General features: G+C 48.0%; 12 protein-coding genes and 1 pseudogene. 4 read left to right on the forward strand and 9 right to left on the reverse strand.

From position 1 onward, the window contains the following. Positions 1–138 precede the first annotated feature (138 nt). Positions 139–3,462, forward strand: coding sequence for a vitamin B12-dependent ribonucleotide reductase (locus KTO58_RS26025; RefSeq protein ID WP_095836602.1), 3,324 nt, complete (start codon positions 139–141; stop codon positions 3,460–3,462). A gap of 664 nt (positions 3,463–4,126) precedes the next feature. Here KTO58_RS26025 and KTO58_RS26030 read toward each other — a convergent pair. Continuing rightward, positions 4,127–4,852: a Dph6-related ATP pyrophosphatase gene (locus KTO58_RS26030; protein WP_095836601.1), complete on the reverse strand. Its 726-nt coding sequence runs from the start codon at positions 4,850–4,852 to the stop codon at positions 4,127–4,129. A 163-nt stretch (positions 4,853–5,015) separates the two neighbouring features. On the opposite strand from KTO58_RS26030, the gene KTO58_RS26035 reads away from it, so the two are divergent. Together KTO58_RS26035 and KTO58_RS26040 are read left to right on the forward strand one after the other, a co-directional pair. Beyond that, positions 5,016–5,489: a hypothetical protein gene (locus KTO58_RS26035; protein WP_095836600.1), complete on the forward strand. Its 474-nt coding sequence runs from the start codon at positions 5,016–5,018 to the stop codon at positions 5,487–5,489. Between the two features lie 22 nt (positions 5,490–5,511). Next, the gene (locus KTO58_RS26040; protein WP_095836599.1) at positions 5,512–5,991 is read left to right on the forward strand and encodes a YcxB family protein; all 480 of its coding nucleotides are present in this window, start codon (positions 5,512–5,514) and stop codon (positions 5,989–5,991) included. Positions 5,992–6,019: 28 nt separating this feature from the next. Here the strand turns inward: KTO58_RS26040 and KTO58_RS26045 are convergent, their stop codons facing one another. From KTO58_RS26045 to prs, 6 genes are all read right to left on the reverse strand, one after another. Continuing rightward, positions 6,020–6,745 carry a DUF2490 domain-containing protein gene (locus KTO58_RS26045; protein WP_095836598.1) on the reverse strand — a complete coding sequence of 242 codons (726 nt, stop codon included), beginning with the start codon at positions 6,743–6,745 and terminating at the stop codon, positions 6,020–6,022. A 199-nt stretch (positions 6,746–6,944) separates the two neighbouring features. Continuing rightward, on the reverse strand, positions 6,945–7,226 hold the full coding sequence (locus KTO58_RS28840; RefSeq protein ID WP_157752729.1) for a hypothetical protein: 282 nt from the start codon (positions 7,224–7,226) through the stop codon (positions 6,945–6,947). Between the two features lie 111 nt (positions 7,227–7,337). Next, positions 7,338–8,822 (reverse strand): SusD/RagB family nutrient-binding outer membrane lipoprotein, encoded by a 1,485-nt coding sequence (locus KTO58_RS26055; RefSeq protein ID WP_095836596.1) that lies wholly within the window; start codon positions 8,820–8,822, stop codon positions 7,338–7,340. 50 nt (positions 8,823–8,872) lie between these two features. Then, a complete protein-coding gene (locus KTO58_RS26060; protein WP_157752728.1) occupies positions 8,873–12,679 on the reverse strand; it encodes a SusC/RagA family TonB-linked outer membrane protein in 3,807 nt (1,268 codons plus the stop codon). Positions 12,680–12,892: 213 nt separating this feature from the next. Further along, positions 12,893–13,348, reverse strand: a complete 456-nt coding sequence (locus tag KTO58_RS26065; protein ID WP_095836594.1) for a GNAT family N-acetyltransferase — start codon at positions 13,346–13,348, stop codon at positions 12,893–12,895. A 149-nt stretch (positions 13,349–13,497) separates the two neighbouring features. After that, positions 13,498–14,421, reverse strand: coding sequence for a ribose-phosphate diphosphokinase (gene prs, locus KTO58_RS26070; protein WP_095836593.1), 924 nt, complete (start codon positions 14,419–14,421; stop codon positions 13,498–13,500). A 255-nt stretch (positions 14,422–14,676) separates the two neighbouring features. On the opposite strand from prs, the gene KTO58_RS26075 reads away from it, so the two are divergent. Continuing rightward, positions 14,677–15,426: a carboxypeptidase-like regulatory domain-containing protein gene (locus KTO58_RS26075; RefSeq protein ID WP_095836592.1), complete on the forward strand. Its 750-nt coding sequence runs from the start codon at positions 14,677–14,679 to the stop codon at positions 15,424–15,426. Positions 15,427–15,585: 159 nt separating this feature from the next. Here KTO58_RS26075 and KTO58_RS26080 read toward each other — a convergent pair whose 3' ends face one another. Continuing rightward, positions 15,586–16,914 (reverse strand): TolC family protein, encoded by a 1,329-nt coding sequence (locus KTO58_RS26080; RefSeq protein ID WP_095836591.1) that lies wholly within the window; start codon positions 16,912–16,914, stop codon positions 15,586–15,588. A gap of 41 nt (positions 16,915–16,955) precedes the next feature. Next, positions 16,956–20,077: pseudogene (locus KTO58_RS26085) on the reverse strand (efflux RND transporter permease subunit). Positions 20,078–20,091 lie beyond the last annotated feature (14 nt).

Here is a 20,091-nt window from a genome sequence, read left to right on the forward strand (position 1 = left end):
GGGACAGCCAACGTCTCCTATTATCCACAAGCTGTGCATAATAAAAATAAGCCGCAGCTGGTATAAAAGGCTACTTTAGCAACACCCGCAATGTTGAATGTTTTAGTCTATTCCTAATCCTCATAAAAAATCTTGGGCATGAAAAATCAAGTCAATAAAGGCGGACTTACTTTCCGGCGTCATTTTACGAAGGAAAATGTAAGTCCATATGAGCTATTTGAGTATGAACTTCGCTCATCAGTGATCCGAAATCCTGGCGGCGACGTCGTATTTGAAATGAATAATGTGGAAGTGCCCAAAGCGTGGTCGCAGATTGCGACAGATATACTAGCCCAGAAATATTTTCGCAAGGCGGGTGTTCCCCAACCCGATGGGACCATTGGTAGAGAAACCTCCGTAAAAGAGGTAGTGCATCGTATGGCAAACTGCTGGCGGGTATGGGGGGAGCGCCATAATTACTTTGCAGCTCCGCAGGATGCACAGATATTCTATGACGAATTAGCCTACTGTATGCTTAATCAGGCTTGTGTCCCTAATTCTCCCCAGTGGTTCAACACTGGCCTTTATGAAAGTTATGGAATTGCAGGTTCCCCTCAGGGGCATTATTTCATTGATCCGGCCACGGAACAATTGCAAAAGTCAACTTCTGCTTATGAGCGTCCCCAGCCCCACGCTTGTTTTATCCTCAATGTGAACGATGATCTCGTTAATGATGGTGGCATCATGGACCTTTGGGTAAGGGAGGCACGTATTTTCAAATACGGTTCAGGAGTAGGTACGAACTATTCTGCTATCCGGGGAGAGGGGGAGCAACTAAGTGGCGGAGGCACCTCCAGTGGACTAATGAGCTTCCTTAAGATAGGAGATCGGGCAGCAGCTGCTATTAAATCGGGAGGTACTACCCGCAGAGCCGCCAAAATGGTATGCCTGGATCTAGATCACCCGGAGATAGAATCATTTATTAATTGGAAAGTAGAAGAAGAAAAAAAGGTAGCCGCCCTTATAGCTGCCGGATATTCATCCGATTACGAAGGAGAGGCCTATCGTACCGTCTCCGGACAAAACTCCAACAATTCAGTCCGGATACCCAATGCATTCTTTCACAGGTTGGAAAACAACGAGGATTGGGAGCTAACCGCACGTTCTACCGGAAAACCAATAAAGACCGTCAAGGCAAAGGATCTATGGGAGCAAATTGCTTATGCTGCCTGGCGCTGTGCTGATCCGGGTACTCAATATGATACTACTATCAACGAATGGCATACCTGCCCGCAGGGAGGACGTATCAATGCTTCCAATCCCTGTTCAGAATACATGTTTTTGGATAATACAGCTTGTAACCTTGCTTCTGTAAACCTTCGCCGTTTTTTTGATGAAAGTAATAACCAGTTCGATGTGAGTGGTTTTGAATACACCGTCCGCCTATGGACCGTTGTACTTGAGATTTCGGTGCTTATGGCCCAGTTCCCATCAAAAGAAGTCGCCCAGCTCAGTTACGAATACCGTACGCTGGGATTAGGATATGCCAATCTGGGCTCTATGCTGATGGTAAGCGGTATTGCTTATGATAGTGAGGAAGCTCGTGGTATCGCCGGAGCAATCACCGCTATCATGACAGGCGTGGCCTATAAGACTTCTGCGGAAATGGCGGCTCACCTGGGCGCTTTTCCCCGATACGAAGAAAATAGGAAGGATATGCTTCGCGTAATGCGGAATCATCGGGCGGCGGCATATGATGCCATAGATGCCTATGAAGGGATAGAAATAAAGCCAATGGGTATTAATGCCCGGTTCTGCCCTGATTATCTGCTTAAAGCGGCTACTAAGGCATGGGATGATGCGGTAAAGCTGGGAGAGGAATATGGCTATCGCAATGCTCAGGCAACAGTTATTGCTCCCACTGGTACTATCGGCCTGGTAATGGACTGTGACACCACCGGAGTAGAGCCGGACTTCGCGTTAGTGAAATTCAAAAAATTAAGCGGCGGCGGATATTTTAAGATCATTAATCAGTCCATTCCTTCTGCATTAAAGAATTTAGGATACAAGCCGAATGAGATCACGGCGATTGTTGATTATGCAAAGGGAAGTGGCTCCTTCGCCGGTGCTCCTTATATCAATCATCAGACCCTGAGTGAAAAAGGTTTTATAGCGGATGAAATGAAAAAACTGGATGCAGCAGTCATCTCTTCTTTCGATATTTCGTTTGTCTTTAACGTCTATACGCTGGGGGAAGAGTGTTTGCAACGCCTGGGTTTCCAGCCGGAGCAGTATTACAACCTGGAATTCAGCCTGCTACACGAACTGGGCTTTACGGAAGAGCAGATGGAGGCTGCAAATGACTTTATTTGTGGCACGATGACGGTTGAAGGAGCGCCTTATCTGAAGGCGGAACATTTACCTGTATTCGATTGTGCAAATAAGTGTGGTAAAAAGGGAGAACGTTACATTCACCCGCACGGGCATATCCGTATGATGGCAGCAGCCCAGCCGTTTATTTCGGGGGCGATCTCCAAAACGATCAATCTGCCTAACGAAGCGGTCGTAGAGGAAATAGCAGATTCCTATAAACTGAGCTGGGAACTCGGCCTTAAAGCCTGTGCACTTTACCGGGACGGATCAAAACTAAGTCAGCCGCTCAGTAATAAAAGTGATAAAAAGAAAAAGCTCATTGCTAGTACAGAAGCACCTGCAACTGCTACCCAGATCATAGATCTCGATCAGCTCACAATAGATGAGTTGCTGGGTGAGATCAACAAACGGATGATGGCCAGCCCGGATACAACTTTGAAGCGCGCGTTATCCCGTATAGTAGAGAGGAAAAGCCTGCCTGCGAAGAGACGCGGCTTTACCCAGAAAGCCAAGGTCGGAGGACAGGCCATATTTCTGCGGACGGGGGATTACAATGATGGTACACTAGGTGAGATCTTTATAGATCTTGCAAAAGAAGGTTCTACTTTGCGGAGCCTTATGAACTGTTTTGCTATAGCCGTCTCCGTAGGTTTACAATATGGTGTCCCGTTGGAAGAATTTGTAGACAAATTTGTGTTTACACGTTTTGAACCGGCAGGTATGGTAGACCATCCCAATATTAAGTCCGCTACCTCATTGATCGATTATATCTTCCGTGTATTAGGATATGAATACCTGGGACGCACTGACCTGGTACATATATTGGATACACCGGATGATATGGGAGGAGAGCAAAAGCACGAGGAGCCGGATCAGGGAACTACAGAATTATCCAATGTCAGGATTACAGTGGTGGGTAACAATTTTGTTGCTAAGCCGGTAAAACAGGCTGCTGTGGCAATGTCCGGTAGTCACGAAAGCAATACCCAGGATTATATGCGTAGCATGCAAAGCGATGCGCCTGCCTGTAATACCTGTGGACATATCACCGTACGGTCGGGCACTTGCTACAAATGTCTCAACTGTGGTAATAGTATGGGATGTAGTTGATGAAGTGGCAAAAAATATGGGAAAATGGGAGCTGTCATTTGTAAACAGCTCCCATTTTTCGTTTAACATTTCCCTGAAAGTCGGCTACCACAGAGGAGTTCATTGTTAATGATTTGTTATTGTGCCCTTAAAATTTCAAAGAAAAATAACACGCCCTTATCTTTGTATTCAAATAGGGTTTTCATAGGATAGTAACAAATTGAGGGCGCTTTTCTAGGCGCCCTTACTATTTCTCTAAACCATACAAGTACGCCTGTTTTACTACTCACACCGGTTGACTTATTGTCAGAGCAACACTTCTTCTATAACTACTGCCTTTTCCACACGACGACTATATAAAAATTAGCATTAAAATACTCGCTAGATAAGTTGATAGTTTTGTGATATTTTTTGCTTACAAAGATCGCTGCCCGTGTATGTATCTAGCGGATATGCTGTCCGCCTTATAGTAGTACCTCTCTCCTATCGCTGCTAAATGCCCGTTTCACAGCTCTTATCCAATAAATAATTTTCTTAATGATATATTTTTATTATATTTGTTATTGTATTAATTTTATTATGGTTACTGTCCTATGAAAAACCAAATATTCCTACACGCGTGATTCATCATGCACGTAAATGACTCTCGAAAGCAATGGTTCGTCCATTGCTTTTGTTTTTTAGGCTATAATTCAATTAAGTCCTTGAAAAAGAAGCGGGTATCCCAGTTTAGGGTTTCTTCTTCCTGGTAACAATTGTCATCTTTGGGAGCGGGGGTGTAGGTACGTTCAACAGTTTCTCCCAACTGAAAGGGTACGGGTTGCCGAAATAACGGGCCATCAAAGACAAAGGAGTGGAATTCTCCGTTTTCGCCACAAGGATCTACTCCGGGAGGAAGGTCGCGTAGAAAGGTCTCGTCAATAACCCGGCCGGCAAAGCTGGCGTCCAGGTGTTTGGCATTCACGCAGACAATTATTGCCTTGAAGCCATCAGCTACGAACCTTTTCACTAATTCCGTGGTGTTCTGTTGCCATAAAGGGAAAATACCCTGCATACCTATCTTGGCCAATTGCGTTTCCCGGTATCGTTTCAAGTCCTCCAGAAAAATATCCCCGAATACGGCGTGTTGCATCCCTTGGGCTGATAGTTCGGCCAAGTGACACTGCATGAGTTCGTCGTAAGCCTCCATACCGGCATGTTCTTCCAGCCAGGCCTTTTTAAGTGGGATTCCTATTTGCTCTGCCTGCCTGTCGAGCAAAGCTGCCCGGACACCATGCATGGAAATACGTTGATGTGTGGCATTCAATACTGTAAACAGGCAGCCAATGTCATATTGCCGGGACTGCTGTAGCTGCCAGAGGGCGTAGCAGGCATCTTTACCACTACTCCAATTAATAAAAGCTGATTGCATACTTCAGAAATTAAAAAAACAAATAAAGAACAAAAAAAGAACTCAGTAGCATCATCTTTCCTTGTTAATACATGTGAATTAGTTTAATGTATGTCCTGGCGCCCGGGGTCATTAGGATTTATAATTTTCATTTAGTATTTTTAATGCCTAATATTTGCCTCATATGAAAAAGCTGTTGTTATTGTTGTTGGTTCTTACAGCCGCAGCCGCATCAGCATACGCCAGCAAATGGGAGGAAAAAAAGAACGGGGAAAAAGACAAGGACAAGAATCAGAACCAGCATCCCAAACCGGGTAAAGTAGAGGAATACGTCTGGATGTTACCTCGAGAGACCCAACGGGTTGATGAACAGGAACTTGAAAATGCTATTGTAGATCTCTATAAGTGGTATCTGCAAAACGAGAACAAGATCAATAGTAATGAATTCCTGAAGAATAGTGGTAAAGAAATAGTGTTTCCTTTTAAGGTGGAAGCCAAGACTTTACAGCAGTATTTTCAGTTCATCAAGAAGAATTTCCCGGGCTTAAGTGAGTTAGATCTGGAGAATTGCAAGCGCGTATTATCCACAAATAAGAAATATGCTCCCGTCACCACAAGAGATGACGCAGAAAGCACATTATCTATTTCCAACAGATAATTAAACTGTCCGCTGGGCCTGCATGCATTTAGAGTTTAGCTATAACAAGGAGGATGTTGTGAATGCACTACGCTATCATTTCCTGAATAGAGGGGAAGTGAAAGTATTCCGTAACACCCTTATTATACTGCTGATCGCTACCCTGGCAGGGCATCTCTTCCGGGTAGTCACTATGGGGGCACTAATTGGCATCGTTGCCATGATATTCGTCATTGCCTGGGTCTTCTGGTACTTATTGCCTATCTCCACTTATAACAAAGCCACTACTTTCAAAGATAATATCCACCTGGTCTTCTCTGATGAGGGCATGTCCATTTCCACCCGTATCCGCGAACATCAGCGTCAGATACCCTGGACCAGTTTTAGCCAGGTTGTAGAAACAAGGCTCTTCTTTTACCTCTACAGGGATAAAAAGTCATTCTTCCTAATTCCGGTCAGTGCTTTTGAGACAGAACATGCCAAACAGCATTTTACTGAGTTAGTGAAGGAGAAGATCGGTTAACCCAAGCCTCTCCCCTTTTACCGTTACTTTAAAAATTATGGAAGACTGCGAAATGCAGGATGTGATTCATGGTCTGGCTGCCGGCGGCGGTCTGGAGGAATTGATTCATGTAGCCGATTTCCAGTTTTAGCGCGGCATTCAGTAAATAGCCCGGTGTGAGCAGCAGACGGTTCTGGTCAATGAATTTGTCGTTGATCTGGTTGTTCCACAGGTTCAGGAATATTTCGTTCTGTAGGGCGACGTAAAATTTGGTGGATTGGGTGTGTTTTTGAACGGGAATGATGGTGCGGTGGAAGTACCGTACCCGGTTGCCGTATTGCCAATCTCTTTCGGTAGGGGCACCTGGTCTGCTGGTTTGTTGGGCGACCCAGCGTTGTTCCAGCCGGAAACGGTGACTCATAGATGCTTTACCGGCAGGATGCTGATATATGTATTGCTGAAAGATCCGGTGTTCGGGCAGGTATACATCTGGTACATCTGCATAAGTAGTGACGTAGGCATATCCCAGTAAGAAACTATTCCTTTTGTTGGCGGCGTACTGGAGCCCTCCCCGTGTGAGGATCTGGCCTTTATCGGTAAAGCCATCCCTGATACGTACTTGTACATCAAAGGGGATAGACCAGCGATCGCTGAGTTTGAAATTGCCAAAATAGGTATACCAGTGCTGATATTTCTGCTGTAGCTTTTGTTGTGCGCGTATCGGCAAGCCGATCAGGCATATGATCATCAATGACAATAGGAACTTTCTTATCATCTTTTCTCCTTTTTTAGTCCGCGGTTAATAGTCTTCAGGTGGCATTTTAACGAAAGACTTCGTTAAGACGGTGAAAATAGTGAAAAAGGAGCTGAATTGCTAAAATATGAGGGTGGGTCTATGGTAGATGAAGTCCACTATAGGGGACGTAAAACGGCCTATAGTGGACAAGACAAATATCGGGAGTGTTTGAATTGTACTAAAGGTGTACGGAGATGTGGACATGCCCGCGGGGGCCGTAATAAGGCCTGTAATATTGTGGATAATAGTAGGGCCGGTAGTAATAGGCCGGTCCGTAGTATGCACGATAGACGGGACGGCAGCGCCCATGGAAATAGTAACCTGCTGGTGTGACCATCGAGGTAGCTATACTAGTTGTGCTGGTGTTGCTGTAACTCCTGGAGGAGGCGAAGGTGCTGGAAACTGAAAGTATGCATAATAAGCTGACCGTCACTATCAGGATACGAGTGCTGTTTTTCATATGCATTCATTTTGTGATTATTGGACAGTTTTACGGGAAAAAGGTTTAATAGCAAAAAGGCCAGCCTGAAAAGGCTGGCCCAAGTTGAGAAGCGCATATAGCAAAAAGTCTTTATTGTTTATCCCACCACAATTTGGTGCCTTTGGTGTCTCCGCCTATGGCAGCAGCGGCTTTGTCATAGTTCTCTTTATTCTGCTGTTGCTCACCCGTAGGGTAAGTAAGGCGGAACGGTACGAACTCCGGTGCTTTTACATTAGGGTCCAGTACAGGATCCAGGGGGGCGGTGAACAGGGCGGTACCATCTGGTTTTTTAATATCCAGGCGGAGTCTTTCGGCCCATCCCTGAAACCCTTGGGGATACAGGGCCAGCCATTTCTGGCTACCGATCACATTTTTCCAATTGCCTCCGTTGTAAGGTACTTTGGTGAGGTAGGCAGATACTTTGGCCTCGTCGGTGATGCCCCAGTATGCCAGTGAGGCGGTAACTCCTTTATTATAGTGGGTGGCTGCGTCCACGCCGGTGTTGAAACCGCGGGCGGCTGCCTCTGCTAAAATGAACTCGACTTCCGGATAGGTCATCAATATCCCTGCGGCATCGGGTGCATATATTTTAGTACCTGGGTAGGAGTAATTGTCTGCTGGGAGGCGTGCTGTGTTGGCGTCGGATGCTCCATAAGGCATGCCACGTAGTGCAGCGCCGGCTTTGGAAGGGCGGGCATATACGGCCAGGCGTGGGTCATCGACGCTTTTCATATAATCTACCAGTGAGCTGCTCACGAAGAAGTCATTGATTTCACGTTCAGAGTCGTTCTGCGGGTATTTGTTGGGCGCTATATTCACATAGGCGAATACGGCGTTGTCTGTATTGCTGGACATTGCCTGCTGGTAATGGGCTTCTATGATGCTGCGTGCTTTGGCTGCGTCGACATCTACCATACGAATAGCGAGTCTGAGCATCAGGGAGTGTCCCAGTTTTTTCCAGGCGGCGATGTTGCCTTTGAAGATGACGTCGCCGGAAGGATAGGAGGGTTGTGTTTCATCCAGTTTGGCTATCTGGTTCTGGAGGGTATCGAGCAGGGCGTTGTAGATGGTTTTAGCATCATCGTAAGCCGGGCGGATACCGTCGGTACCTTTACCGGCAGCCTGGTAGGGTACGTTGCCGTAGGTGTCTACGAGGAACTGGTAGATCCAGGCTTTGAGAATATGAGCGATGGCGATCTGATTGGGAGCGGCCAATGGGTTGGTCTGCTGCCCGTTTTTGTTCTGGGCGATGATCTGGTCCAGGCTTCTCAACGAGTTGGTATATAAAGCTGTCCAGAGGTTGTTGTTGTTGATCTCATCGACCAGGTAGCGGCTGTCATTTGTACGGCTGTTACCGGACCAGTATTGTGCGAAGTGCATACCTATGTAGCCATTCTGTAATCCGTTGTACAGGATGTCCATAGCGCTTTTCTGTGCGCCGGTCAGCAGATAGGATTCTGGTGCGGTGGTCGGTTTGGTCGGGTCCGTATTCATGGTATCCAGCTTCTTACAGCCGGTCATGATCAGACCGGAGGCCAGGAGCAGTATACCTAATCGAAAAAACGCTTTTCTCATCTTTACAAATATTTAGGACAGCAGCCACAGTCGCTGTGGCTGCTGATCATTTAGAATGAAATATTTAGGTTCACCCCGTAAGAGCGCAGGGAAGGTAACGCGCCACCTTCTACTCCCTGAATATTGGAGGAGGAGTTGGTAATGTTGGAAGGGTCCACATTGGGGGCGTTAGATTTAATCAACCAGAGGTTACGGCCGTATAGTGAGATACGGGCGTTCTGTGCGCCTATCCGTTTGAACCAGGCATCTGGCAGGTTGTATCCCAGTTTCACTTCACGGAGGTAGATATAGCTGGCGTCGTAGAGGTCGGCTTTGCTGATTACGTTACCACCATTTTGGTTAAAGTGGTCTTTAGCGGTGATACGTTTTTCGTTAGGCTTACCATCTTCTGTTACGCCGGGTACGATGATCCCATTCTCACGGATACCATTTTCGGCTGTTTCGGCAAACATACCTGACTTTTTACCGTACAGGTTCGTATAGGAGAAGAAATCGCCACCTTTCTGGAAGTCTACCAGGGCGGAGAGATAGACCCCTTTATAGGTAAAGCTGTTGGTAACACCACCGAAGAAATCAGGGTTCACATTACCGATGATGTGAGGTGCGCTTACTTTGTAGAAACCGTTCTGGTCTACTACGCGATTGCCGCTGCCATCATATACATAGTCGGTACCCATGATGGCTCCCAGTCCTGAGCCGGTGATGGCTGCGATGGAAACTTTAGCGGTACGGCGGTCAGTGGCCAGGATCTGTTGAGACAAGGACTCACCAAATTGAGGAATGTCCATATTCAGCAATTTGTTGCGGTTGATGGCGAGGTTACCATTGATATCCCAACGGAAGCCGTTTTTAAGGCGGATCGGATTCAGGTTGAGGCCGAATTCAAAGCCCTGGTTGCGTACGCTACCTCCATTTACTACAGCGGTTGTATAGCCGGTAGAAGAGGGCAATGACAGGGTGAGGATCTGGTCGGTAGTTGTACGGTTATAGTAGGTTACATCTACGCCGATACGGTTGTCCAGGAACTTCAGTTCGGTACCTATTTCATATTCTTTTGTACGCTCTGGTTTCAGATTCGGATTATTCTTTATTGTCAGCGGCTGTAAGATCGGGTTGGTTGTGAACGGCGGCAGGATGCTATATGTATCGAACTGGCGGTAAGGATCGGTATCACTACCTACGGCAGCAATACTGGCGCGTATTTTACCGAATTCGAGCCATTTCCAGTCTTTCAGCAGTTCGGAGAATACGAAGGAACCGCTTGCGGATGGATAGAAATAGCTATCGTTAAGTGTGGAGCTTTTATCGTTACGGCCGGTCAGTTCGAGGAACAGCATGTCGCGATATCCGAGGGTGGCTGTTGCGAAGACGGAGTTGATCTGTTTTTCGAAGTATTCATCGATAGGCAGTGCCGTTTGTACGGAGTTGGCCAGGTTGTATACGTTAGGAACGATCAGGCCGCCTACGGTGCTGCCGCCAGTGGTAGACCATTTACGGTGCATTACGTTGCCACCTACTGTTGCGTTGAGGCTGAAAGCTTCGCTGAATTTTTTATTAATGTTGGCTGTAAACTGGTAGTTCAGTTCACGGCTGTCGCGTACACGTTTTATGTAAGAACCTACGAGGTAGTCTTTCGCGTTGCGTTCTTCTTCGAGGGTGTTGTACTGATCCATGAATACGCGGCCGCTGAGGTTTAACCAGTCGGTCACTTCATAGTCCAGGCCACCGTATCCGAAGAGGCGGGTGCGGGAGTCTGTTTCGTAGTCGCGGTAACGGTTCCAGTAGGAGCCATTGTGGAAGTTGACAGCAGGATCGTTCCAGGATTTACGGTTCCAGGTGATCTGGGAGCCATCAGGATAAGCAAAGCGGCGTTGCATTTCGTCATCCAGCTGGCGTTGGCCGAACATGGAGAACTGTAATGCGGGGTTGGGACCGGTAAAGCCGGTACCGGGACGGGCATTTGCTTTGAGGATGCTATAGTTAACGGAAGCTACGGCGGTCAGTTTTTTATGTAACTGATAGTTACCATTAACGGAGAGGTTGTTACGGGTCAGTTCTGCATTGGAGATAACGAACTCCTGTTTCATATTACCATATGACAAGCGGAATGCACCTTTTTCGTTGCTACCGCTTAAGGAGATATTATTGGTGAGTGTAAAACCGGTTCTATAGAAATCTTTTACGTTATTGGGTTGAGGAGACCAGGGAGCGGTCTGACCGAAATAGGGGTTGTTTTTATTCTTGTCCCAAGACCAGTAGTGGCGTACTTGTCTGCCATCCAGTTTAGGGCCCCATGATTCATCGGAGTAATATTGTGGCATGAGGTCGTAACGGCCTTTGCCATTGTTATCATCGTAGGTTGCGCTTTGTTCGTTCAGGAAGCCTTCGGGGTGCTGATTATAATATAGGGTATCAAATTTACCGTTGGAGCCGCCACCATAGCCGTTTTGGTATTTAGGCAGTACGTATACCTGGTCCATTTGAGCGTTGAGGCTGTAGGTAATGCCCAGGCCTTTTTCGGATTCCGGTCTTTTTTTGGTGGTGATCAGGAGTACGCCATTGGAACCGCGGCTACCGTAGAGTGCGGTAGCGCCTGCACCTTTGAGTACGGAGATATTCTCCATGTCTTCCGGGTTGAGGTCTTGTAGGGGACTACCAAAGTCATAGCCACCGCCGCCACGTTGCTGATCGAAGGTGTTGGTGGAGTTGTTGATGATGGGTACGCCATCTACTACGATGAATGCGTTGTTGTCGCCGAGGATGGATTTGGTACCACGTATTGTTACTTTAGAGGAGCCACCCATGGATCCTGTGTTGGTATTTACCTGTAAGCCAGGTACTTTACCGGAGAGGGCGTTGACGAAGTTGACTTCTTTGGCTTCCTGTACTGCGGAGCCTCTGATATCGGAGATGGCATAACCTACGGAGCGGGTATTTTTCTGAATACCCAAGGCGGTTACGACCACTTCATTCAATTGTTTTTTGGTGGCATTTGTTGCTGTCAGGTTGACTTTGACTGGTTCCCTGTCTTTTACGGGGATGGCTTGTTCTCCGAAAGTCGGTGCGGCAACGAGCAGGGTATCGTTTACGCCTGCTTTGATGGAGAAGTTACCGGCGGTATCGGCCTGAATGCCCTGTTTGGTGGTTTTATTCTGCACGGTGGCACCGGGGATAGGCGAGTTGTTGGCGTCTAATACGGTACCGCGGAGGGTGAATTTACCTATTTCTTTGCGGAGGGTAGCGGAGTCGGGCGGTAATATCAGTCCGGTATCCTGTTTAGGTCTGGCGGCGGTAGAATCCGGTTTAGCGGTGGAAGTGCTGTCCGTTTGGGATTTAGGCCGGGAGGGATCTTGTGCAGGTTGGCCGGTGGTATCTTTTTTACCAGGCGTGATGGTTACTGGTGTTGCAGCGGGTTGGCCGGCAGGTTTTGTGGTATCTGCTGGTTTGGCGCTGGTATCCTTTTTGGCTGGCGTGATAGTTACCGGTGCTGCAGTCGGTTGACTAGCTGGCTTGGTGGTATCGGCAGGTTTGGTGCCGGTATCTTTTTTGGCCGGTGTGATCACTACAGGTGTAGTTGTGGGTTGTATAGCCGGTTGGGTAGATTGCTGCGGTTTAGTACTGGTATCCTTGCTGGCAGGTTTTACCACAACGGGTGTGGGGGTACCTGGTTTTACGGTAGTATCCTTTTGCTGAAAGAATGCAGCGTAGGATGCCGTTTCGGCGTTAAGGCCGACCGGTGCATCATGTAAAGATGGCAAGTGCAGGGAATAGTCAGTACTGGCGAATGCTTTATTGCTGACGGTAGTACAGTATAAAGCACAGCACACCCCTAACCAGGTAAGTACATGGCTTCTCATTATGACTGAAGATTTGGTTTTAAAATTTTTTGAGCAGTTAATAATATTCATAGCTGCGTATATTATATTGACTGTTTAGTCAATATAATACAATCGAAAAGGCCGCTACCATGAGCCTGTATGCCTGTTTATTTACGCACTATCAGACTATAAGTTCGCAAAAGTGTTGACAGTGGCGGATCGTATTGGAACGAGCCGCTGAAAAAAAGCGTATTATTCAGGCTCCTGTAGTGTTTTAGACATTTTAACGTGAGGCACCCCCGCTTCATCGAATTCATCGCCCGTTACGATGTAGCCTTGATGTTGGTAAAAGGATACCACCGGTTTTTTGGCATGCATCATCAGGGTGTGAAAACCATTGTTTCTGGCCTGGTCTTCTGCGAAAGCAAGCAGTTTGCTACCGATACCTTTTTGCTGAAGTGTTGGCGTGACCGCCATTTGCCGCAGCTGCACGGTATTTTCATCAACTGGTGTCAATATACAGCAACCTATCAGCTCTGATTTATCTGCCGCTGTATTGAAACAGCCGATCAGTACATCATTGATCTCTTGTTGTAATTGCTTCTGGGTGAATGTAAGCCCCAGCGGACGGCGTAGTACATTATCTCTCATGGACACCATATCCTGGTAATCACAACTACCGTATTCGATTATACGAAGAGTATACATGCTACATTGTTGATCGTTTTCAAGATATGGTATTGGCAAATCTGCTCTGCTGCCCGCTCCTCGTGGGTGGGTACTACAAACACCTTGCCAATGGTCAGTTGTGGAGGTAGGGATTGAGATGGCGCTGCAACGATATGGTCTTCAGTTATTTAAATTCCGATAAAACTGGTGATCAGGGTGTCGACTGATTTTACTTCCAGCATCGGATCGTGTATATTCAGCACATTGGGATGGGTATCGGTACACACTACTTTACGTATGAGGCCGCTTTGGCGGATGCGTTCGAAGCCGCCGCCGGCGAAGATACCATGTGTGGTGATGACGGATATTTCCCGTGCGCCGGCATCAAGGTATGCCTGTGCGGCGTGCAGCAGTGAGCCACCTGTGCGTATCATATCGTCGTAGATGATGACCAGTTTATCCTGTACATCTGCGCTGATAGCGGTGATGCTGGTTTCTTCACCGGAAAGTCTTTTTTTGAAGACGAATGCGGCAGGTACATGGAGGTCGTTGGCGAGTGATTCTACCCATTTGGCCCTACCGGCGTCGGTGCTGGCTAATACGAAAGGGGCGCCGTCAGATAGCGAGGTGGCGGCTTCACGTACGATGTCTTTGGCGTAAAGATGTACGGGGCGTATACCACTTTCGAAATAGTAAGTGATGCCATCGACATGGAGGTCTATCATGATCACCCGGTTGCCGGTGGCGGTGGCGGGAAGTGCGGAGAATAGCAGGGCCCGGGTTTTGGCTTTTACGATCTCTCCGGGTTTTACGGCTCTTTCCATGGTAGAATATCCGAAGTAGGGGATCACGATATGTAAACCCAGTGCACCTTGCTGTACGCAGCCATGAGCAAGGTCGAATAGTTCCATTGTTTCTTTATCGTCGATGGTGCCACCTATCAACACGACTTCTTTTTTACTTACATCGCTGAGGATGCGGTGGTAGTGTTCGCCATCAGGGAAGTCCAGGATTTCTGTTGCACCATTTTCCCAATACGGGGAACTGGCGATGAGTATCTTGTCTTTCAGGTACTGGTAGCGTTGTGTGGCAAAAATGATTTTATCGGGCATATATTATGACGCAGGTAAATGTAAACTACAGACGAATATACCATGATTGTTTAAAAAATTACATTTATTTGCCGTTCAAAGCTAATCTGCTACTTATTTTCATAGCGGTAGGATTGTCTGAAAGTACTTGTGGTACGGTGTTTTGCGGGGTGCGTTGTGAGAGAGTGCCTACAGTATTGAGTTCTGGCCAGATAATTGCGTTTTAAATATGTAACTTTAACTTTTTATTTGAAGTGTGAATTTTATATTTGAGTGATGCCAAAGATTAACCTCCGACTGTCGGGATATATAGGAGCGATACTGTTTATACTTTTTCTTGATCTGCAATCAGCCACTGCGCAGGTGAGGGTTTCTGGTATGGTAGCTGACCAGGACACTAAAACTGGTTTGCCTGCGGTTACGATTATCAACAGGCGGACGATGACGGGTACCTTAAGTAATGAGACTGGCCGTTATTATATTGAGTCGATGCCTGGTGATACGTTGGAATTTTCCATGTTGAGTTATTATAGTAAACTTATTGTTACGCCGGCTATGTCTGCGAGTCTGAATATAGACCTGGTGAAGCGGGTATTTGGATTGCAGGAGGTATTTGTGCGTGGCCGGAACTATCATCGTGACTCTTTGGCTACGCGGGAGGAGTATGGTAAGTATTTCAACTATAAGCGGCCTGGTGCGATGGATGTCTTAAAGACACTTCCTGCGAATCCGATCACGGCGTTGAGTTACCTGGTGCCGAGCAGGGCACGTAAACGGAAGGAGAATTTCAGGGAGCAGCTGGAGTATTGGGAGAAGGAGAAATTCATTGACTATCGTTATTCTCCGGAGTTGATACAGCGGATGACGAAGTTGGAGGGAGGAGAACTGGATACGTTCATTTTAAGGACCCGGCCTGGTTATCAGTTTTTGCAATCTGCGACGGATTATGACCTGATGTTGTATATCAAGGATGCGTTTGCGCGGTATCAGCAGGCCCGGAAAAGAGAAGACATTCCCGGTAATTAGGACATACACCTGTTTTATATATGAAGGGCTGACGGTAGGCGAAGAGCTGGCTGTCAGCCCTGATGGTTTTTAGGAGGTAGGTGATACGATATGCGTTTAAAAGGGAACGCCGCCATTCTATTTGAACAGCGGCGTTTATACCTCATAAGCAACAAATCATTATTTAAATAATTCTCCTTTTAGTCTCCGTAATTCTGTTTCCGCTAATTTGGCATTATAGCGTGCCTGTATGAGCCGGTAATTGGCATCTTCGAGGCTTTGTTGTGCTTCTTTTACTTCTATGGTAGTGGATACGCCCTGCCGGAAACGCTCGAGTGCTACCATTGCATTTTCCCGCGCCAGTTCCAGGTTTTCTTCTTCGAGGCCCAGGGATGTTTTGAAGTATTCGTAATCTTTATATGCATTGTTAACTGCGAGGTTGACTTTGCTGGATTCGTTATCGAGTACCAGTTGTTGTGCCTGTATGTCCAGTTGTGCGGCTTTGATCTGTCTTCTTACGTTCATGCCATTGAAGAGGGGGATGGTGGCATTGAGGCCGTAGTTGAAGATGCCGTTCTGGTTGAATACGGGGCTGAAGGAGTTGGTGGCTGCGTTGGAATTGACCCGAGTAAAGTTATAAGCAGAGTTGAAGGTGATGACAGGGAAGAGGTCTCCTTTACGCTCTTTGAGGGCGATGCGGGATATTTCCAGGTTTTGCCGTGCGATGCGCAGGCCGGCATTCTCATGTTGTGCGTCTTGCAAGGCATTGCCGAAGGAGAGGTCCATGGCAACGGGAATGGAGTCTTGTACATCGTACAATGCGCTGGCATCTTCTATGACCATGAGTTGATTGAGTACAGCTTTGGTTTGTAGTATAACGGTTTGCTGCCGGAGGAATGCTGCTTTCTGGGCATTGTAATCTACTTTGGATTGGAGCCAATCTGTTTTAGGTCCCAGGCCGGTCTGGAATTTGGCATCGGACAGTTTGACTCTTTCTTCTGAGATGGAGAGCTGCTCGGAGATGGCGTGCAGTTGTTGTTTTTGCTGTACGATGTTGTAGTAGTTATTGATGACGGTAGCGACGGTGTTGATCAGTTGATTTTTGAGGGTGAGCTCGCCGAGGTCTCGGGTTGCTTCCAGTCGTTGTCGGGTGGCGAACATTTTGAGGCCATCGAACAAGGTCCAGGCGAGGTTGATGTTGGCGGTCAGGTTATTGCTTTTGATACCGCTGGTGTCGCGTTTGTTGCCATTGGCAAATTCCTGTTTGGTGGCCTGGCGGTTCCATACTTTGGAGACGGTACCATTAAGGCGTGGGGCGAAAGCGAAGTTCGCGTAGGCGTAGTCGTTAGCTGCGATATCAGCGGTATTTTTTGCCAGCCTGATATCGAAGTTGTTCTTGAGTGCGAGGTCTATTGCCTGCTCCAGTGTAAGCACCTGTTGCTGGGCCTTTGTATAGAGGCTGGTGGTGAGGAGGAGTAAGCTAAATATGATGATTCGTTTCATTTTCATGTAAGATCGCGGTTACCAATTTTTTCCTATCCCATTATTTGTCAGGCGTGAGCGGCTGCGGCTACTTCTTCGGGAGAGGGGGTGGTATCTTCCTCTTCCGGTTGTTGTTTCCTTCTGGACAGGAAGGTGTACATGGCCGGGATCACGTATAGGGTGAGTATGAGGGAGAATATGATCCCTCCTACTATTACGATACCTAACGGGATACGGCTGGTGGCGGCGGCGCCCAGCGACAATGCGATGGGTAATGCGCCCAGGGCCATGGCGAGGCTTGTCATCAGGATGGGGCGTAGGCGCATTACGGCGGCATCTACGGCGGCATCTGATTTGGGCAGGCCATGGTCGCGCATGTGATTGGCGAATTCGACGATAAGGATCCCGTTTTTGGTAACGAGGCCTATGAGCATGATCACGCCGATCTGGGAGAAGATGTTCCAGGTCTGGTTGAAGATCCAGAGGGAGAGCATGGCTCCTGCGAAGGCCAGTGGTACGGTGAGCATGATGATGAGGGGATCTATCCAGCTTTCGAACTGGGCTGCCAGTACGAGGTAGATGAGTACCAATGCGAGTACTAATGCGAACATGGTATTGGAGCCACTTTCTGCATAGTCGCGGGAGGAGCCGGATAATGCGGTATAGAAGGAGTCGTCTATTACTTTTTCCTGTTTCAATTTATTGAATATGCCGTACATGGCAGCGATGCCATCGCCGATGGTTTTGCCAGGGGCGAGGCCGGCGGAGATGGTGGCGGATTTATAGCGATTGAAGTGATAGATCACCGGCGGGCTGGTTTCTTCTTTGATGCTTACCAGGTTATCCAGCTGGATGGCTTCTCCGCGGCTGTTGCGGACATAGATATTTTGCAGGTCCATGGGGTCGTCGCGATCGGACCGGAATACCTGTCCCATTACCTGATATTGTTTACCATTACGGATGAAGTAGCCGTAGCGTAGGTTACTGAGGGCGAGTTGTAAGGTGGAGGAGATATCGCCGATGGATACGCCCAGTTCGCTTGCTTTTTCGCGATTGATGTGGATGCGTAGTTCGGGTTTATTGAATTTTAGATCGACGTCTACGCCTTGGAATACCGGGCTATTGTTGGCTTCTTCGAGGAAGCGGGGCAATACGGAGGCGAGGCTGTCGAAGTTGATATGCTGGAGTACGAAGGCTACCGGGAGGCCGGCGCGGCGTCCTACCTGGATGGTTTGGGATTCGATGGCGAATACTTTTCCTTCGGAGAATTTGAACATGTTACGGTTGACCATGTTAACCACTTCTTTTTGGGAGCGGGTACGGTCGTGTGGTTCGGAGAGCATAACGTTGGCGAAGGCGGTATTGACGGAGCCTGCGCCGCTGAATCCGGGAGCTGTTACGGACAGTACGATCTTTTTTTCCGGGACGGAGTCGATGAGGAAGTCTGTGATCCGGGTGACGTAGTTGTCCATATAGTCGAAGGAGGTGCCTTCGGGTGCGGTGATGGACAGGCGGAACTGGCTACGGTCTTCCAGGGGGGCCAGTTCGGATTGTAAGGTACGGAAGAGGAAGTAGATCATGCCGAGGCAGACGAGGATGATGAGTCCTGCTACCCATCGTATGCGCATGAATGCGGAGAGGGAGCTTTTGTAACTATCTTCCATCCAGCGGAAGAACGGTTCTGTTTTTTCGTATAGCCAGGAGTGTTTATGAGTGTCGCTACCCAGTTTTACGTTGAGTACCGGTGTGAGTGTGAGGGATACGAAGGCGGATATGAGCACGGCGCCGGCGACGACGATACCGAATTCCCGGAACAGTCGTCCTACGAAACCCTGCAGGAATATGATGGGTAGGAATACGAATGCGAGGGTGATGGAGGTGGCGATCACTGCGAAAAATATTTCTTCTGAGCCTTCTCTGGCGGCGCGCATGCGGGGCATACCGGCTTCTATTTTCTTATAGATATTTTCTGTTACCACGATACCATCATCTACTACGAGTCCGGTGGCCAGTACGATAGCCAGCAAGGTGAGGATATTGATGGTGAAGCCGCATACGTACATGATAAAGAAAGCGCCGATGAGGGATACGGGGATATCTATGAGGGGGCGGAAGGCCATGAGCCAGTCGCGGAAGAAAAGGTATATGATGAGGATAACGAGTACGAGAGCGACTACGAGTGTTTCTTCTACTTCTTCGATAGATTTTTTAATAAACCGGGTATTATCCATCGCGATATCTGTTTTGAGATCGGCGGGTAATTCTTTTTTGAGTTGTTCGTAGCGTTTATAGAATTCGTCGGCGATGGCGACGTAGTTGGATCCTGGTTGTGGGTTGAGTGCGAGGGCGATCATGGGGATGCCGGATTCTTTGAGGATGGTTTCTTCATTTTCCGGTCCGAGGATGGCCTGGCCGACATCGCGGAGGTGGATAACGCTACCGTTAACATTTTTGATGATGAGGTCATTGAACTCTTCTTCTGTGTCGAGGCGGCCGAAGGTGCGTACGGTGAGTTCGGTGGCATTGCCGGCGATCTTACCGGAGGGTAGTTCGACGTTTTCGCGTTGGAGGGCGGCCTGTACGTCGGTGGGTGTGAGGCTGTAGGCGGAGAGCCGGGCGGGGTCCATCCAGATGCGCATGGCATATTTTTTCTCTCCCATATGCGGATGGAGCTTACGCCCGGTATGGTCTGTAATTTTTCGAGTAGTACGTTATTGGCGAACTCGGTTACTTCGAGTTGGTTGCGGGTATTGCTTTGTACTGTCATGGAGATGATGGCATCTGAGTTGGCATCTTCTTTAGACACGACGGGGGGGGCGTCGATATCCGGCGGCAGGTTGCGGAGGGCCTGGGATACTTTATCGCGTACGTCGTTGGTGGCGGCTTCCAGGTCTACGTTCAGTTCGAATTCGACGGTGATGCTGCTGGTACCCTGGCTGCTGCTGGAGGATATGTTTTTGATACCGGCGATCCCGTTGATACTTTTCTCGAGTGGTTCTGTGATTTGGGTTTCGATGATATCCGAGTTGGCGCCTGCGTAGGAGGCGCGTACGTTCACGATAGGAGGATCAATTGCCGGGAAGTCGCGAACGCCGAGGTAATTGAATCCCACCAAGCCGAATATCACGATAATGATATTCATCACAATGGCCATTACTGGCCGTTTAAGGGATATCGAAGGTAAACTCATGATAAGTTATTTAT

The organism is Chitinophaga pendula (assembly GCF_020386615.1).
GTDB classification, from domain to species: Bacteria; Bacteroidota; Bacteroidia; order Chitinophagales; family Chitinophagaceae; genus Chitinophaga; species Chitinophaga pendula.

What these genes read in the sequence shown, in the direction of transcription:
- KTO58_RS26025 (WP_095836602.1), top strand. Translation starts at nt 139, where the DNA reads ATGAAAAATCAAGTCAATAAAGGCGGACTTACTTTCCGGCGTCATTTT.
- KTO58_RS26030 (WP_095836601.1), bottom strand. Translation starts at nt 4,852, where the DNA reads ATGCAATCAGCTTTTATTAATTGGAGTAGTGGTAAAGATGCCTGCTAC.
- KTO58_RS26035 (WP_095836600.1), top strand. Translation starts at nt 5,016, where the DNA reads ATGAAAAAGCTGTTGTTATTGTTGTTGGTTCTTACAGCCGCAGCCGCA.
- KTO58_RS26040 (WP_095836599.1), top strand. Translation starts at nt 5,512, where the DNA reads ATGCATTTAGAGTTTAGCTATAACAAGGAGGATGTTGTGAATGCACTA.
- KTO58_RS26045 (WP_095836598.1), bottom strand. Translation starts at nt 6,745, where the DNA reads ATGATAAGAAAGTTCCTATTGTCATTGATGATCATATGCCTGATCGGC.
- KTO58_RS28840 (WP_157752729.1), bottom strand. Translation starts at nt 7,226, where the DNA reads ATGAAAAACAGCACTCGTATCCTGATAGTGACGGTCAGCTTATTATGC.
- KTO58_RS26055 (WP_095836596.1), bottom strand. Translation starts at nt 8,822, where the DNA reads ATGAGAAAAGCGTTTTTTCGATTAGGTATACTGCTCCTGGCCTCCGGT.
- KTO58_RS26060 (WP_157752728.1), bottom strand. Translation starts at nt 12,679, where the DNA reads ATGAGAAGCCATGTACTTACCTGGTTAGGGGTGTGCTGTGCTTTATAC.
- KTO58_RS26065 (WP_095836594.1), bottom strand. Translation starts at nt 13,348, where the DNA reads ATGTATACTCTTCGTATAATCGAATACGGTAGTTGTGATTACCAGGAT.
- prs (WP_095836593.1), bottom strand. Translation starts at nt 14,421, where the DNA reads ATGCCCGATAAAATCATTTTTGCCACACAACGCTACCAGTACCTGAAA.
- KTO58_RS26075 (WP_095836592.1), top strand. Translation starts at nt 14,677, where the DNA reads ATGCCAAAGATTAACCTCCGACTGTCGGGATATATAGGAGCGATACTG.
- KTO58_RS26080 (WP_095836591.1), bottom strand. Translation starts at nt 16,914, where the DNA reads ATGAAAATGAAACGAATCATCATATTTAGCTTACTCCTCCTCACCACC.